Annotated in this window: 13 protein-coding genes; 7 read left to right on the forward strand and 6 right to left on the reverse strand. The window is 73.1% G+C overall.

Annotation, left to right across the window (positions count from 1 at the left end; translation table 11 throughout):
* Window positions 1-29 precede the first annotated feature (29 nt).
* Window positions 30-788, forward strand: coding sequence for a TetR/AcrR family transcriptional regulator (locus tag ACZ50K_RS11335; protein WP_468900672.1), 759 nt, complete (start codon window positions 30-32; stop codon window positions 786-788).
* 33 nt (window positions 789-821) lie between these two features.
* Here ACZ50K_RS11335 and ACZ50K_RS11340 read toward each other — a convergent pair whose 3' ends face one another.
* Together ACZ50K_RS11340 and ACZ50K_RS11345 are read right to left on the reverse strand one after the other, a co-directional pair.
* Window positions 822-1,736 carry an SDR family oxidoreductase gene (locus ACZ50K_RS11340; RefSeq protein ID WP_468900675.1) on the reverse strand — a complete coding sequence of 305 codons (915 nt, stop codon included), beginning with the start codon at window positions 1,734-1,736 and terminating at the stop codon, window positions 822-824.
* Between the two features lie 9 nt (window positions 1,737-1,745).
* On the reverse strand, window positions 1,746-2,087 hold the full coding sequence (locus ACZ50K_RS11345; protein WP_468900678.1) for a MazG-like family protein: 342 nt from the start codon (window positions 2,085-2,087) through the stop codon (window positions 1,746-1,748).
* Window positions 2,088-2,140: 53 nt separating this feature from the next.
* Between ACZ50K_RS11345 and ACZ50K_RS11350 the strand changes: the two genes are divergently transcribed.
* Window positions 2,141-3,388, forward strand: coding sequence for a cytochrome P450 family protein (locus tag ACZ50K_RS11350; protein WP_468900681.1), 1,248 nt, complete (start codon window positions 2,141-2,143; stop codon window positions 3,386-3,388).
* Window positions 3,389-3,716: 328 nt separating this feature from the next.
* Here ACZ50K_RS11350 and ACZ50K_RS11355 read toward each other — a convergent pair whose 3' ends face one another.
* Window positions 3,717-5,393, reverse strand: a complete 1,677-nt coding sequence (locus ACZ50K_RS11355; RefSeq protein ID WP_468900683.1) for a ricin-type beta-trefoil lectin domain protein — start codon at window positions 5,391-5,393, stop codon at window positions 3,717-3,719.
* A 159-nt stretch (window positions 5,394-5,552) separates the two neighbouring features.
* Between ACZ50K_RS11355 and ACZ50K_RS11360 the strand changes: the two genes are divergently transcribed.
* The 5 genes from ACZ50K_RS11360 to ACZ50K_RS11380 all read left to right on the forward strand — a co-directional run bounded on the left by ACZ50K_RS11360 (window position 5,553) and on the right by ACZ50K_RS11380 (window position 10,275).
* Window positions 5,553-6,194, forward strand: coding sequence for a TetR/AcrR family transcriptional regulator (locus ACZ50K_RS11360; protein ID WP_468900685.1), 642 nt, complete (start codon window positions 5,553-5,555; stop codon window positions 6,192-6,194).
* 17 nt (window positions 6,195-6,211) lie between these two features.
* Window positions 6,212-7,132 carry a serine/threonine dehydratase gene (locus tag ACZ50K_RS11365; protein WP_468900687.1) on the forward strand — a complete coding sequence of 307 codons (921 nt, stop codon included), beginning with the start codon at window positions 6,212-6,214 and terminating at the stop codon, window positions 7,130-7,132.
* A 143-nt stretch (window positions 7,133-7,275) separates the two neighbouring features.
* Window positions 7,276-7,626: a hypothetical protein gene (locus ACZ50K_RS11370; protein ID WP_468900690.1), complete on the forward strand. Its 351-nt coding sequence runs from the start codon at window positions 7,276-7,278 to the stop codon at window positions 7,624-7,626.
* Between the two features lie 119 nt (window positions 7,627-7,745).
* On the forward strand, window positions 7,746-9,794 hold the full coding sequence (locus ACZ50K_RS11375) for an FAD-dependent oxidoreductase (protein ID WP_468900692.1): 2,049 nt from the start codon (window positions 7,746-7,748) through the stop codon (window positions 9,792-9,794).
* Between the two features lie 67 nt (window positions 9,795-9,861).
* The gene (locus ACZ50K_RS11380) at window positions 9,862-10,275 is read left to right on the forward strand and encodes a PaaI family thioesterase (protein WP_468900694.1); all 414 of its coding nucleotides are present in this window, start codon (window positions 9,862-9,864) and stop codon (window positions 10,273-10,275) included.
* Between the two features lie 13 nt (window positions 10,276-10,288).
* On the opposite strand, the gene ACZ50K_RS11385 is transcribed toward ACZ50K_RS11380, so the two are convergent.
* The 3 genes from ACZ50K_RS11385 to ACZ50K_RS11395 form a co-directional block, all read right to left on the reverse strand.
* Window positions 10,289-11,485, reverse strand: coding sequence for a cytochrome P450 (locus ACZ50K_RS11385; RefSeq protein WP_468900697.1), 1,197 nt, complete (start codon window positions 11,483-11,485; stop codon window positions 10,289-10,291).
* Window positions 11,475-12,203 carry a cyclodityrosine synthase gene (locus ACZ50K_RS11390; RefSeq protein WP_468900698.1) on the reverse strand — a complete coding sequence of 243 codons (729 nt, stop codon included), beginning with the start codon at window positions 12,201-12,203 and terminating at the stop codon, window positions 11,475-11,477. The genes ACZ50K_RS11385 and ACZ50K_RS11390 overlap by 11 nt, the downstream gene beginning before the upstream one ends.
* Before the next feature lie 461 nt (window positions 12,204-12,664).
* Complete coding sequence (locus ACZ50K_RS11395) at window positions 12,665-14,026, reverse strand: FAD-dependent oxidoreductase (protein WP_468900701.1); 1,362 nt, start codon at window positions 14,024-14,026, stop codon at window positions 12,665-12,667.
* Between the last annotated feature and the right edge of the window lie 107 nt (window positions 14,027-14,133).

The raw sequence follows: 14,133 nt of genomic DNA on the forward strand, positions 1-14,133 counted from the left end.
CGCGAGTGCGGGGATGGCGAGGGTGGCCCATGGCCAAGGACCGGAGCGGAGCCGGCGACACCGTCCGGACGCTGGAGCTGCTGTGGCGCGAGCCCGGGGCCCCGCCGCCGGAGGGCCGCCGGGGACCCCGCCAGGGCCTCAGCGTGGACGCCGTGGTCGGCGCGGCCACCGCCCTGGCCGACCGCTCCGGACTGGCCGCCCTCACCATGCGCTCGCTGGCCGCCGAGCTCGGGGTCACCCCCATGACCCCCTACACCTACGTCCCCGGCAAGGCCGAACTCCTCGACCTGATGCTCGACCGGGCCTACGGGGAGATGGAGCGCCGGCCGGTCCCGGCGGACGCCCGCTGGCAGGACCGGGTGACCGCGGTCGCCGAGGACAACCGGGAGCTGTTCGGCCGGCACCCGTGGATCGCCGAACTGTCGCTGACCCGCCTGCCGCTGGGCCCCGGGGTGATCGCCAAGTACGAGGAGGAGCTGGCCGCCTTCGAGGGCATCGGGCTCACCGACGCCGAGATGGACGCCGCCCTCAGCCATCTGCTGGCCTTCGTCCAGTCCATGGCCCTGGCGGCCGCCGACGCCGCCGCGCACAACGCCCGGCAGTCCGACGACGAGTGGTGGGCCGCCGCCGAGCCGGTGCTGACCCCGATGCTGGAGTCGGACCGCTATCCGCTGGCCCACCGGGTGGGCAGCACGGTCGGCGCCTACGACCCGGCGGCCGTGTGGGAGTTCGGCCTCCGCTGTGTCCTGGCCGGTCTGGAACACCTCACCGCGGGCCGCCCGGCATAGGCCGCCCGGCGGTCGGCGGTGCCCGCCCGGCGGTCAGCGGTAGCCGGTGGTGTCGGCCGGCAGGCCGCGGTCCTGGACCTCCACCATGTAGCGCCAGCAGTCCGGGCGGCTGCCGTCCAGATCGGTGAACCCGTACTCCAGGGCCAGCCCGCCGCTCGACAGCGAGCGGCCGTTCCAGCGGGCCACCTCCGGGTCGGCGGCCAGCGCCGCCACCGCCCGGCCCACGTACGACGGGGTCTCGGAGATCGCGAAGTGCGGGACCCGGGCCACGGCGTCCCGCCAGTTCGCCTCGGTCACCCCGAAGTGCTCCAGCATCATCTCCGACCGCAGCCAGCCAGGGGTCAGGGCCACCGCCGTGGCCCCGCGCGGGCCCAGCTCGTGGCCCAGCGCGAACGCCATCCGCAGCACCGAGGACTTGGCCAGGTCGTAGAAGAACGACACCCGGTAGGTCCCCCGGTTGTACTCCTCGGTGCCGTCCGTCATCTCCACCACCAGCCCGCCCGGCGTGCGCAGCAGCAGCGGCAGGGCGAAATGGCTGGTCACGGCATGGGTCTCCACCCCGAGCCGGAGCAGCCGCAACCCCTTGTCCAGATCGTGCTCCCACACCGTGCTGTCCCACTCGAAAAGCGTCTCGCCGCCCCAGATGTCGTTCACCAGCACGTCCAGCCGGCCCTGCTCGGCGTCGATCCGGGCCACCAGGGCCTTCACCCGCTCCGGCTCCAGGTGGTCGCACACCACCGGGACGCCGAGTCCGCCCGCCGCCGTCACCAGCTCGGCGGTCTCCTCCACCGTCTCCGGCCGGTCGTACTCCGAACGGGCCCCGCGGCCGCTGCGCCCCGTGACGTACACGGTCGCGCCCTCCGCGCCCAGCATGACGGCGGTCCCGCGACCCGCGCCCCGGGTCCCCCCGGCCACGAGGGCCACCTTCCCCTGCAGTGATCCAGGCATACGGCGAGCCTACGCCGGGCCGGGCTCCGCGGGCCGGAACCGCTCCGCCTTCAGGGCGAGCTGCCGGGCGAAGTAGGCGGGGGCGTCGTCGGGGCGCATCCGGCTCAGCGCCACCAGCGCGGTGATCGCCGTGTCGGCCACCTCGTCGTGGACGTCCTCCCAGGTGTGCGAGGTGCCCTTGCGCGGGTTGGTGCCGCGCACCCCGATCACGGCCTGTGCCGCCTCGCCGAACTCCTCGCCGATCTTCAGGACCTGGAGGGTCCACTGCTCCTCCGCGGTGACCCCGCGCCCGGAGTCCCGGGCCTCGAAGGTCCCGGCCAGGCCGGCGATGGTCTTCCAGACGTCGTCCATGCGGGGAGTCTAGGGGTTGCCCAACCACCCTCTCCCCCCGCACTGTTGCGGGAATGACGGATGAATCGGCACCGCACCCGATCGACCCGGCGGGCGGCTGCCCGCACGCCCTGGACTCCCGGCTGCGCGGCACCGCACCGGTCGCCGAGGTGGTGCTGCCCGGCGGGGTGCCCGGCGCGGTGGTCCTCGGGCACGAGGCGCTCCGGGAGTTCCTCGCCCACCCCGACGTGGCCAAGGACACCCGGCACTTCGCCGATCTGGCGGAGGGCCGGATCGCCCCCGGCTGGCCGCTGCGGGTGTTCACCAACTCCCGGGGCATGCACACCGCCGACGGCGCGGACCACCGGAGGCTGCGCGCCCTGGTCGGCAACGCGTTCACCGCCCGGCAGGTGGAACGGCTGCGGCCGCGGATCGAGGCCCTGTCCGCCGGGTTCCTCGACGATCTGGCCGAGGCCGCGGCGGGTTCCCCGGACGGGGCCGCGGACCTGCGGGAGCACTTCGCGCTGCCGCTCCCGCTGAGCGTGATCTGCGAACTCCTCGGGGTGGACCCCGAGCACCGGGGCAGGCTGCACGCGCTGTCCCGGACGGTGATCGTGGACACAGGCACCGGCCCCGCCGAGAAGATGGCGGCCGTCCGGGAACTGGTGGAGCTGATGGGCACCGTCGCCGCGGCCCGGGCCGCGGATCCGGGGGAGGACCTCACCAGTGCCCTGATCGCCGCCCGGGAGAGCGACGGGGACCGGCTCAGCGAGGCCGAACTCATCGGCACCATGCGGCTGATGCTGGTGGCGGGCCATGAGACCACCCTCAATCTGATCACCAACGCGGTCCGTGCCCTGTGCGCCCACCCGGACCAGCTGGCGCTGGTCCGCTCCGGCAAGGCGGGCTGGCAGGACGTGGTGGACGAGACCCTCCGCTGGGACGGGCCGATCAGCTGGTTCCCGTTCCGCTACCCCACCCGGGACCTGGAGATCGCCGGCACCGTCATCCCGCGCGGCACCCCCGTGCTGGCCGCCTACACCGCGGCCGGCCGGGACCCGGAGGCGTACGGTCCGGAGGCCGGCCGGTTCGACCTCACCCGGCCCACCACGGCCCGGAACCTGTCCTTCGGCCACGGGGCCCACTACTGCGTGGGGGCCCCGCTGGCCCGGCTGGAGGCCACGATCGCCCTGGAGCAGCTGTTCGCCCGCTTCCCGGACCTCGAACCGGCCGTCCCGGAGGCGGAGCTCCGCCACCAGCCCAGCTTCATCGGCAACAGTGTGGAGTCCCTGCCGGTCCGGCCGGTCCCGGTGGCGTCCTGACGCGGCGCTTGCGCAGCTCCGCCACCCGCTCGGTGAACGGCGAGGCGGCGGGCCGCTCCGGCGGGGTGTCCGGTTCGGGGTCCGGGGCGGGGCCGGTGTCGGGCATACGGGTGCGCTCCCTTCGGGCTGCACGGCGGCGTGGAGTCCTCAGGCACGCCGAAGGCGGCCCCGGGGGCCTGTGCCCGGGACCGCCCCTGATGATGTGCGGACCGGCCCGCCGCCGCCCGCCCGTTCCCGCCGATTCCTCCGCCCGGGTGATTCCCGGACGGATGTTCGGTACCGGTGGTGCGGGTGGTACCCGTGGTGTGGGTGTGGGTGCGGGGCCGGGTCAGACCGGCAGTGCCCAGGTCTGGTTGATGGCGTGGTCCCCGCAGGGCATCAGCCGCAGCCGGGGCGCGGGCTCCGGCGCGGGCGCGGCGGCCGGCGCGTCCAGGCAGAGTCCGCCGCGGTTCTCGACCAGGGAGCCGTCCCGGCGGTGGGTCCAGCGCTGCCCGGTGCCCGACCGGGTGCAGTCCGCGAGGACGGCCTCCCCGCCGGGGCGGGCCGTCAGGCAGTCGCCGAGCAGCCGCAGGGTCCGGTCGTGGCCGAGGGTCCAGCGCTGGTCGGCGCCGCCGGTGCAGGCGGACAGCACCAGCGCGCCGACCGCGGTGGTGTTCTGCCCGTCGGCGCAGGCGACCCCCTGTCCGGTGATCTGCCCGGTGGGCACCGGGGCGGCGCAGCCGCGCGGGGCGAGCCGCCAGATCGCGGTGCCGTGGGCGGGCACCTCGGCGGTGAGGGCGTCGGAGACCCGTGCGGTGCGGCCGGTCCACAGGTCGGTGGCGTCCACGGCGCAGGAGTGCAGTCCCACGTCGGTGAGCGGGACCGAGACCCGGCGGGCGGTGCCGGACCGGTTGAGCACCGATACGGCGCGGTGGCCGCCGGCCAGCGGCCTGGCCAGGACGTCCAGGGTGCCGTTGGCGGAGACCACGGAGCCCTGCCGGCCCAGCGGGTCCTGGTCCAGGGCGATCAGGGCCTCGTTGCCGAGGGCGGCAAGGCCCTCCGGGCTGATCTCCGCCACCTCGGAGGAGAGGATGAAGGGGGCGGCCATCATCGCCCAGAGGGCGACCTGGCTGCGGCTCTCCTCGGCGGTGAGGCCGGGGGCGCCCGCGATCAGGAAGTCCGGGTCGTTCCAGTTGCCGGGGCCGGAGTGGCGGGCGAGCCAGCGGTTGTAGCCGTAGTTCCCGAGGACCGAGCTCCAGCGGGAGGTGGCCGGGGCGGCCGGGTTGTAGACCTTGATGTCCCGGCCCTCCCGCCACAGCTGGCCGGTCTTCCCGGCCCAGCCGATCACCTTGTGCCAGTCGGAGCCGCCCCATTCGCCGACCTGGAAGTAGGCCGGGGCGGAGACGGAGAGAACCATGTCCCGGCCGCTGGCCTTCAGGGCGCGGGCCACCGAATGGTAGGCCTCCTTGTAGGCCTGCTCCTTCGTCGTCCCGGGCGGCACCCACATGTTGCAGCCGTCCATCTTGACGTAGTCGACCTTCCAGCCGGCGAACTGCCGGGCGTCCCGGTCGAAGTGGTCGGCGCCGCCGCCCTCCGGGGTGCCGCTGCCCGGGTAGCGCTCGCAGGTGAGGAAGCCGGCGTCCTGGTAGATGCCGAACTTCAGGCCGCGGGCGTGCAGGTACTCGCCCAGCCAGGCCATCCCGCGGGGGAACTTGACCGGGTCCACCACCAGGTTGCCCGCCGCGTCCCGGCTCCGGGTCATCCAGCAGTCGTCCACGGTGACCGTGTCGTAGCCCTTGGCGGCCAGTCCGGTGGAGACCAGCGCGTCGGCGTTGGCGACCACCTTCCGCTCGTCGATGTCGCACATGTAGTGCGCCCAGTTGTTCCAGCCCATGGGCGGGGTGAGGGCGAGCGGGGTGTCCGAGGTCGCGGTGGGATCGGCCGCCGCGGGGGCGGCGGCCAGGGACACGGCGAGCAGGGCGGCGGCGGTGAGGCTGCCGGGGAGCGCGCGCAGGCGAGACGGCACCGGATCTCCTTGACGCTTGACGGACTGACGTGAGCCCAGTGCAGCCAGGCGATCACCCGCTGTCAACGCGCGTCGGCGGGCGGGGGCGGCGAACCACCGGTTAGGCGGCGGCTCCTGTCACACGAACGAGTAGATACGACGTATGTTACGGTGTATCTCATGCCGAGGAGATCCGCCGCCCTGGACCGCGCCACCCCTGAGGCCATCGCGGCCGCCGCCCTGCGCCTGATCGACGAGGAGGGCCCGGCGGCGCTCAGCTTCCGCACCCTCGCCGACCGGCTCGGGGTCTCGCACGCCACCGTCCAGCGCCGCTGCACCGATCTGGCCGGACTGCTCGACCTCTGCACCGAGCACCTGGCCGCGCGGATCCCCGAGGTGCCCGCCGGAACCGGCTGGGCCGAGGCCACCGAACTGCGGTTCAGCGCCCTCTACCGGCTGCTCACCGCCCACCCCGGACTGCCCGCCCTGCGCGGCGGCCGCCCCTGGATGGGCCGCCGGCTGCTGGCCCGGCTGGTGGAACCGCAGATGGCCGACAGCCTCGCCGCGGGCTTCTCCCCGGCCGAGGCGATGACCGTCTACCGGCGGCTCTACCTGCTCACCCTCGGCAGCGCCGCCTTCGTCGACCACCGCGACCCGGTGGGTGCCGTCGCCGCCTCCCGGACCGCGCTGGCCGCCCTCGACCCGGACGGGTTCCCGGCCCTCACCGCCGACGTTCCCGCCCTGCTGCCCGTCCTCACCGACCACCAGGTCTACTACGGCGCCCTGCGCCAGCTGATCGACGCGGCCCGCCCCGCGTCCTGACCGGAAGGCCCACCCGCATGGAAGAGCAGCTCGACGGGGCCGCGGTGCGCGCCGCCGCCGCCCGGATCGCCGGACACGTCCGCCCGGTCACCGTGGCCCCCGCCCGGGCCGGGGTCGGCTACGCGCTGGAGCACCTCCAGCACACCGGCTCCTTCAAGGCGCGCGGGGCGTACAACTTCCTCGCCGCGCACGCCGAGCGCGGACCGCTGCCCGGGGCGGGCGTCACCATCGCCTCCGGCGGCAACGCGGGCCTCGCCTGCGCCTGGGCGGCCCGCGCCCACGGGATCCCGGCCACCGTGTTCCTCCCGGCCACCGCCCCGGCGGTCAAGGTGGAACGGCTGCGGGGCTACGGTGCCGAGGTCCGGCTGACCGGCGACCGGTACGCCGAAGCCCTCGCCGCCTGCGAGGAGTTCGCCCGGCACAGCGGAGCCCTGGCCAGCCACGCCTACGACCACCCGCTGGTCTCCGCCGGGGCCGGCACCCTCTTCGAGGAGATCCGCGCCGGACTGCCGGGGCTGGACACCCTGGTCGTCGCGGTGGGCGGCGGCGGGCTCTTCGCCGGGCTGGCCACCGCCGCCCTCCCGCACGGGGTTCGGGTGCTGGCCGCCGAACCGGAGAACTGCCGCGCCCTGAACGCGGCGCTGGCGGCCGGCCGGCCGGTCGACGTCCCGGTGGACTCGGTGGCCGCCGACTCCCTGGGCGCCACCCGGGTGTCCGCCGACGCGCTGCGCGCCGCACAGCGGCCCGGGGTGACCTCGGTCCTGGTGCCGGAGGAGGCGATCACCGCGGCCCGCCGGGCGCTGTGGCAGGAGCACCGCCTGGTGGTCGAGGCCGCCGCGGCCACCGCCCTGGCGGCCCTGGACCTGGTGCCGGCGGAGCCCGGCGGGCGGACCGCGGTGGTGCTCTGCGGGGCGAACACGGACCCCGCCGGCCTCTGACCCGCCGCGACGGCCGCCGCCGGGGGCGCCGCGACGATCGTCGCGGCGGGCGGCGACTTTGGAGTACGGCGCCCGGTTCGTCCTGTTCGCCAAAGTCGGATCCGTCCGGCGCGGTGCCGGGCGACCGGACGGAGGGGATGGGCGTGGCTGCGCGCAAGGGGTGCCTGATCGGCTGTGGAGCGGCACTGGTCCTGGGGATCGGACTGCTGGTCGCGGGGGTGTTCGGGCTGGGGAAGCTGATGGAGGTGGCCGAGCGGACGCTCATCGACCCCTCGGTCTACGAGTCGGCGGTGGTCGGCGGGCCGGAGGCCGCCGTCCGGGAGGCCCTGCCCTCGGAGAAGACCTTCCTGGAGGCGGGCCTGAAGGACGGCGGCCCGCCCGAACCGGCCGGGACCAGCTGTTCCTGGTACCTGTCCGGCGGGGACGAGGACGATGTCTTCCGGTTCTGCTTCAAGGACGGGAAGCTCGCCGAGAAGGTGCGGTACCGGCTGTAGGGGCGGTACCGGTCGCCGTGAGGTCCGCCACAGGGGGCGGCCAGGATTATGCACTTAGTTGCAAAACCGGAGGGGTCTCGCTAGAACAGGGTCAACACACCCGTGTGAGGAGACCCCCGATGACCCCGGTGCCCCCCGTGACCCCCGCGAGCAGCCCGTACCCGCACCTGCTGAGCCCGCTCGACCTCGGCTTCACCACCCTGCCCAACCGGGTGATCATGGGTTCCATGCACACCGGCCTGGAGGAGCACCAGGGCGGGTTCGAGCGGCTCGCCGCCTTCTACGCCGAGCGGGCCCGCGGCGGCGCCGGCCTGATCGTCACCGGCGGCATCGCCCCCAACGACGCCGGCCGGCCCTTCGAGGGCGGCTCCCGGCTCACCACCGAGGAGGAGGCCGCCGAACACCGGGTGATCACCGAGGCGGTGCACGCCGAGGGCGGGAAGATCGCCCTCCAGATCCTCCACTTCGGCCGCTACGCCTACCACAAGGACCTGGTCGCCCCCTCCGCGCTGCAAGCGCCGATCAGCCCCTTCGTACCGAACGAGCTCACCGGCGAACAGGTCGAGCAGACCGTCGAGGAGTTCGTCCGGGCCGCCCGGCTGGCCCGCCTCGCCGGCTACGACGGCGTCGAGATCATGGGCTCCGAGGGCTACCTCATCAACGAGTTCATCGCCGCGGCCACCAACCGGCGCACCGACGAGTGGGGCGGCTCCTACGAGAACCGGATGCGCTTCCCGCTGGAGATCGTCCGCCGCACCCGGGAGGCCGTCGGCCGCGACTTCATCCTCGTCTACCGGCTGTCCATGCTCGACCTGGTCCCCGGCGGCTCCACCTTCGAGGAGGTGGTGCGGCTCGCCAAGGAGATCGAGGCGGCCGGCGCCACCATCATCAACACCGGCATCGGCTGGCACGAGGCCCGCATCCCCACCATCGCCACCTCGGTGCCGCGCGGCGCCTACACCTGGGTCACCAAGAAGCTGATGGGCGCCGTCAGCGTCCCGCTGGTCACCGGCAACCGGGTCAACACCCCCGAGGTCGCCGAGGAACTGCTCGCCGACGGCCGGGCCGACCTGGTGTCCCTGGCCCGCCCCTTCCTCGCCGACGCGGAGTTCGTCAACAAGGCCCGGGCCGGAGCCTCCGACACCATCAACACCTGCATCGGCTGCAACCAGGCCTGCCTGGACCACACCTTCAGCGGCAAGATCACCAGCTGCCTGGTCAACCCGCGCGCCTGCCACGAGACCGAACTGGTCCTCGCCCCCACCCGCACGGTCAAGCGGGTCGCCGTGGTCGGGGCCGGTCCGGCCGGCCTCTCCTGCGCCGTGGCCGCCGCCGAACGCGGCCACACCGTCACCCTCTTCGAGGCCTCCGACCGGATCGGCGGCCAGCTCGACATCGCCCGCCGGATCCCCGGCAAGGAGGAGTTCGAGGAGACCATCCGCTACTTCGGCTCGCAGCTCGCCGCGCACGAGGGCATCGAGGTCCGGCTCGGCACCCGGGCCGACGTGGCGGCCCTGACCGGCTACGACGAGGTGGTCGTCGCCACCGGGGTCACCCCGCGGATCCCCGACATCGAAGGGGTGGACGGCCCCCACGTGGTCAGCTACCTCGACGTGCTCCGGGACGGCGCCCCGGTCGGCGAGCGGGTCGCCGTCCTCGGGGCCGGCGGCATCGGCTTCGACGTCGCCGAATACCTCACCGACAGCGGGGAGGGCGCCGCCCAGGACCCCGAGGTGTACTTCCGGCACTGGGGCGTGGACACCGGCTACGCCCACCCGGGCGGCCTCACGCCCCCCGCCCGCCCCGCGTCCCCCCGCCAGGTCCACCTGCTCCAGCGCAAGACCACCAAGGTCGGCGCCGGGCTCGGCACCACCACCGGCTGGATCCACCGGGCCGAGCTCAAGCACCGCGGGGTCACCACCGTCGCCGGGGCCTCGTACGACCGGATCGACGAGCAGGGCCTGCACCTCACCGTGGACGGCGAGGCCCGGCTGCTGCCCGTCGACACCGTGGTGCTGTGCACCGGCCAGGAGCCGCGCCGCGACCTGTACGAGGAGCTGCGCGCGGCCGGGGTCAGCGCCCATCTGATCGGCGGCGCGGACGTGGCCGCCGAACTGGACGCCAAGCGGGCCATCCGCCAGGGCACCGAACTGGCCGCCGCGCTGTAGGCCGTCCGGGAGGGTCCTGGCGACCGGGGTGTTGTGGCGGTCCGGTGCGGGCCGCCACAATCGGCGGGTGACCCTCGCACCCGCAGACGCCGACCTGATCCTCGCCGACAACTTCGCCCCCTGGGTCCTGGACCTGGGACTGTCCGTGGTGGAGACCGGACCGCTGCACGCGGTGCTCCGGCTGCCCTGGTCGGACCGGCTCGCCCGGGACGGCGGGGGCCTGTCCGGCCAGGCCATGATGGCCGCCGCCGACACCGCCACCGTGATCGCGATCTCGGCGGCGCGCGGCGGCTACGGGCCGATGACCACCGTGCAGCAGTCCACCAGCTTCCAGCGCCCGGTGGCCGGCGCCGATCTGCTGATCGACGTACGGATCACCAAGCTGGGCAAGCGGATGGCCTTCGCGGACGTCACCCTCACACCGGACGGGGCGGAGGAGCCGGCCGCGAAGGCCTCCACGGTCTACGCCCTGCTGGGCTGACCCGGCTGCCGGACTACCACATCACCGGCAGCCGCTCGGGGATCCGCTTCATGAAGCGGGTCCGCCACACCAGCTGGTCCACCGGCACCGCGAGCCGCAGCTCCGGCATCCGGTCCAGCAGGGTCTCCAGGGCGATCTCGGCGTGCTTCTTGCCGAGCGCGGTCGCCGGGCAGTAGTGCCCGCCGCCGCCGAAGGACAGGTGCGCCGCGTTGTTCGAGCGCTCCAGGTCCACCTTGTCCGGGTTCTCGAAGACCTCCGGGTCGAAGTTGGCGCCCTCGACCAGGACCAGCACCAACTCGCCCTTCTTCACCAGGACATCGCCCAGCTGGAGGTCCTCGGTGGCCAGCCGGGGCAGGCCGTCGGCGATGGACAGGTTGATGCGCAGCAGCTCGTCCACCGCGGCGGGCACCTTCGAGCGGTCGGCCAGCAGTTCGGCCTGCAGCTCCGGGTGCTGCATCAGCGCGAACACCGCCATGGTCAGGAACCCCATGGTGGAGATCACGCCGGCGCCGAAGAAGGTCACGCCGACCGTGGCGAGCATCTCGTCGGTCAGGTGGGCGTACTCGGGGTCCTCGCGCAGCGCGGCCAGCTCGGCCATCAGCCCGGTGGTGGCCGGGTCGTCCAGCCGCTCCACCATGTAGGCCATGTCCCGGTCCCAGTTGAGCTTGGCACCGGTGACGGGGCAGGCCGAGTTCATGAACGCGATGTCCAGGCTGGCCGACAGCCTGGGCGCGTCCTCGAAGGGGATGCCGAGGATCCGGCAGTGCAGGGCCTCCGAGTAGGGGTTGGTGAACGCCGCCCGCAGATCGGCCGGGGCACCCGTGGCGATGATCGAGTCCACGAGTTCGGCGGCGTGCTCGCGCATCCACTCCACCAGGCCGTCGGACTTGGGGTTGATCGCCTTGAGCACGGCCTTGCGCAGGCCGGCGCCGGTGATGTTGCCCATGTTGTTGACGACCTCGGGCGGGATCGTCAGCGCGTACTGGCGGGGCACCCCGGGGGCCGAGGTGTCCTTCAGGCTGAACCTCGGATCGTCCAGCACCTGCTTGCAGAGCGGATAGGAGGACACCAGCCAGGCCTCGTCGCCGGCTATCGTCCGGACCTTCTTCACCGGCTCGGAGCGCAGCGCCTCGATCTCCGCCGGAAGCCGGTCGCCGCGCCAGTCGAAGGGGAAGTCGACCAGCGGCTCGGGCAGCGTCTCAACGGACATCGGGGGCTCCTTCGGCGGGCGTGATGATGGCGTGGCCCTGGTTGCGCGAGGCGCGCAGCCCGGCGCCTCGGGAGTAGAGCAGCTCCGCCATGGGCAGCAGCTGGTGGTAGCAGTTGAGCGAGGACGGGACCCCGAAGATGGCGGGGGTGTCCAGGAACAGCGGGGCCTCGGCGCAGATGTACTTCAGGCAGACTTCCCGCTGCCGCCGGGTGCTCGGCGCGCCGTTCGACTTGGTCGACAGGAAGTAGCTGGCGAGGTCCTCGCAGATCCGCCGGAACTCGTGGTCGGCGTCGAGGAGTTCGAGGATCCTGGTGTGGATCTCACGGTAGGCCTCGTTGTCGGTGAACTCGGACAGCGCGCGGGCCCGGATCCGGCGGTCACCCGGATCGAGGGCGTCCGCCGCGTTGTTCACCTTCGCCCGCACGCCGCGCAGGTTCTTCACGGCCTTGCGCTGGGCGTCGATCGGGTCGTATCCGAAGGCCTCGTACATCTCCGCGACGTGCAGGTCGGTGTAGAGGATGTCGACCTCGCGGAAGTTCTCGGCCCCCCAGCGGCCGAGATCGAGGACCCGCTGGGCCGAGAAGTAGCTGTTGCCGGGCGAGATGCCGATCAGGGCGTGATCGCCCTCGGCGTGGATCACCTGGCAGTGCGAGGTGAAGGGCTGAACTACGAAGAGTTCGGTAGCAGTGGTTGTCGCTGTCGTTGTCGCTGTGGTCAACGTCGTCAACGGAGAGCGTCCTCCGCGTCGCTAGTCCCGGGGAGCCTCGTGCTCCTGGTGTGGCGACGACGCCGTGAAGTTAACGACCGGATACGGAGCGTGTCAACGCTGTCTCGTCAGAAGCGAGTTGCCTGCGGCGACCACCTTCTTGACGGGTCGCCTGACAGAAACCCGGAATCGGCCATACCGACCCCCCGGTCTCCGAGGGGTCCGGCCGGCGGCTCGAAACGGGCAGGCGGGGGGGTCGGAGGTCCGGTAAACCACCAAATCGGGGACGGGTTCGCGCCAGGCTCCCCGGCCCGTCCGGCCGGGCCGCCGTCCGGTACATGTCCACGGGCCGAACATTTCGCGACAGTCGAAGTAACCGGGAGTAACAGACTCCGGAGCATCAGATTCCGGGCATGCGAAAGCCCGCCCTCCCCGCGGGGTGAACGCGGGAGGACGGGCTTTCGGCGACCGGGTCAGGCGCCGCTGGCGCGGAGCATCTCCTCGCGCTCGACGATCTTCACGCGCTCCCGGCCCTGCGGGGCGCCGAGGGCCTTCTCGGCCTCGTCCAGCCGGTGCCAGCCCTCCCAGGTGGTGTACCGGACGCCGCGCTCGGCGAGGAAGCCGTCCACGGCCTCCGGGGCCGCGGCGGAAGGGGCGCCGAGGCGGCCGTTGGCGTGGTCGTCCAGCAGGTTGGCGACGGTCTCGTTCGCGTCCCCCTTGGTGTGGCCGATCAGGCCGATCGGGCCGCGCCGGATCCATCCGGTGACATAGGTGGAGGTCAGGTGGACGCCGCCCTCGATCACCCGGCCGCCCTCGTCCGGCACGGTGCCCGACTCCATGTCCCAAGGCAGCTTGGGCAGTTCGTCGGAGAGGTAGCCCACCGCCCGGTAGACGGCCTGGACGTCCCAGTCCTGGAACTCGCCGGTGCCCTTCACGTTCCCGGTGCCGTCCAGTTCGGTGCGCTCGGTGCGCAGGCCGGTCACCCGGCCGTCCGCGCCGAGTATCTCCGAGGGGGACTCGAAGAAGTGCAGGAAGAGCTTGTGCGGCCGGTCGCCGATGTCCCGGATCGCCCAGTTCTCCAGGGTCTTGGCGACCATGTCCGCCTGCTTGTTGGAGCGGCGGGTGTCGATCGAGCCGGCGTCGTAGTCGATGTCCTCGGGGTTGACGATGACCTCGATGGTGGGGGAGTGGTCCAGCTCGCGGAGCTCCATCGGGCTGAACTTCGCCTGGGCGGGACCGCGCCGGCCGAAGACGTGGATCTCCCGGGCGCGGTTGGCGGCCAGGCCGTCGTGGACGTTGGCCGGGATCTCGGTCGGCAGCAGTTCGGCCGCGGTCTTCGCCAGGATGCGGGCGACGTCCAGGGCGACGTTGCCGACGCCCAGCACGGCCACCTTCTCGGCCTCCAGCGGCCAGGTGCGCGGCACGTCGGGGTGGCCGTCGTACCAGGAGACGAAGTCCGCGGCGCCGTAGGAGCCGTCCAGCTCCGCGCCGGGGATGTCCAGGGCCCGGTCCGCGCTGGCGCCGGTGGAGAAGATCACCGCGTCGTAGAAGGCGTGCAGCTCGTCCAGGCTGATGTCACCCGGATAGTCCACGTTCCCGAAGAGCCGCACCTGCGGCTTGTCGAGCACCTGGTGCAGGGCCGTGACGATGCCCTTGATGCGGGGGTGGTCGGGCGCCACGCCGTATCGGATCAGCCCGAAGGGCGCCGGCATCTTCTCGAAGAGGTCGATCGATACGCCGGGGTCGGCGGCAGCCTCGGACTTCAGGAGCGCGTCGGCGGCGTAGATGCCGGCCGGGCCGGCTCCGACGATGGCTACCCGGAGGGGGCGGGGCATGTCAGGGTTCCCTTCGAGCGGTGGACTGATCTGTGATCACCTTAAGTTAGGCGATCCTAACTCGGTACCCGCCTCCTTGTTATGACCCCATAAGCCGAACTTATGGG

This window comes from Streptomyces sp. NPDC033845 (assembly GCF_055576225.1).

Bases quoted from the DNA above. Each gene is read 5' to 3' on its own strand.
- ACZ50K_RS11335 (WP_468900672.1), top strand. From the start codon at position 30: ATGGCCAAGGACCGGAGCGGAGCCGGCGACACCGTCCGGACGCTGGAG.
- ACZ50K_RS11340 (WP_468900675.1), bottom strand. From the start codon at position 1,736: ATGCCTGGATCACTGCAGGGGAAGGTGGCCCTCGTGGCCGGGGGGACC.
- ACZ50K_RS11345 (WP_468900678.1), bottom strand. From the start codon at position 2,087: ATGGACGACGTCTGGAAGACCATCGCCGGCCTGGCCGGGACCTTCGAG.
- ACZ50K_RS11350 (WP_468900681.1), top strand. From the start codon at position 2,141: ATGACGGATGAATCGGCACCGCACCCGATCGACCCGGCGGGCGGCTGC.
- ACZ50K_RS11360 (WP_468900685.1), top strand. From the start codon at position 5,553: ATGCCGAGGAGATCCGCCGCCCTGGACCGCGCCACCCCTGAGGCCATC.
- ACZ50K_RS11365 (WP_468900687.1), top strand. From the start codon at position 6,212: ATGGAAGAGCAGCTCGACGGGGCCGCGGTGCGCGCCGCCGCCGCCCGG.
- ACZ50K_RS11375 (WP_468900692.1), top strand. From the start codon at position 7,746: ATGACCCCGGTGCCCCCCGTGACCCCCGCGAGCAGCCCGTACCCGCAC.
- ACZ50K_RS11385 (WP_468900697.1), bottom strand. From the start codon at position 11,485: ATGTCCGTTGAGACGCTGCCCGAGCCGCTGGTCGACTTCCCCTTCGAC.
- ACZ50K_RS11395 (WP_468900701.1), bottom strand. From the start codon at position 14,026: ATGCCCCGCCCCCTCCGGGTAGCCATCGTCGGAGCCGGCCCGGCCGGC.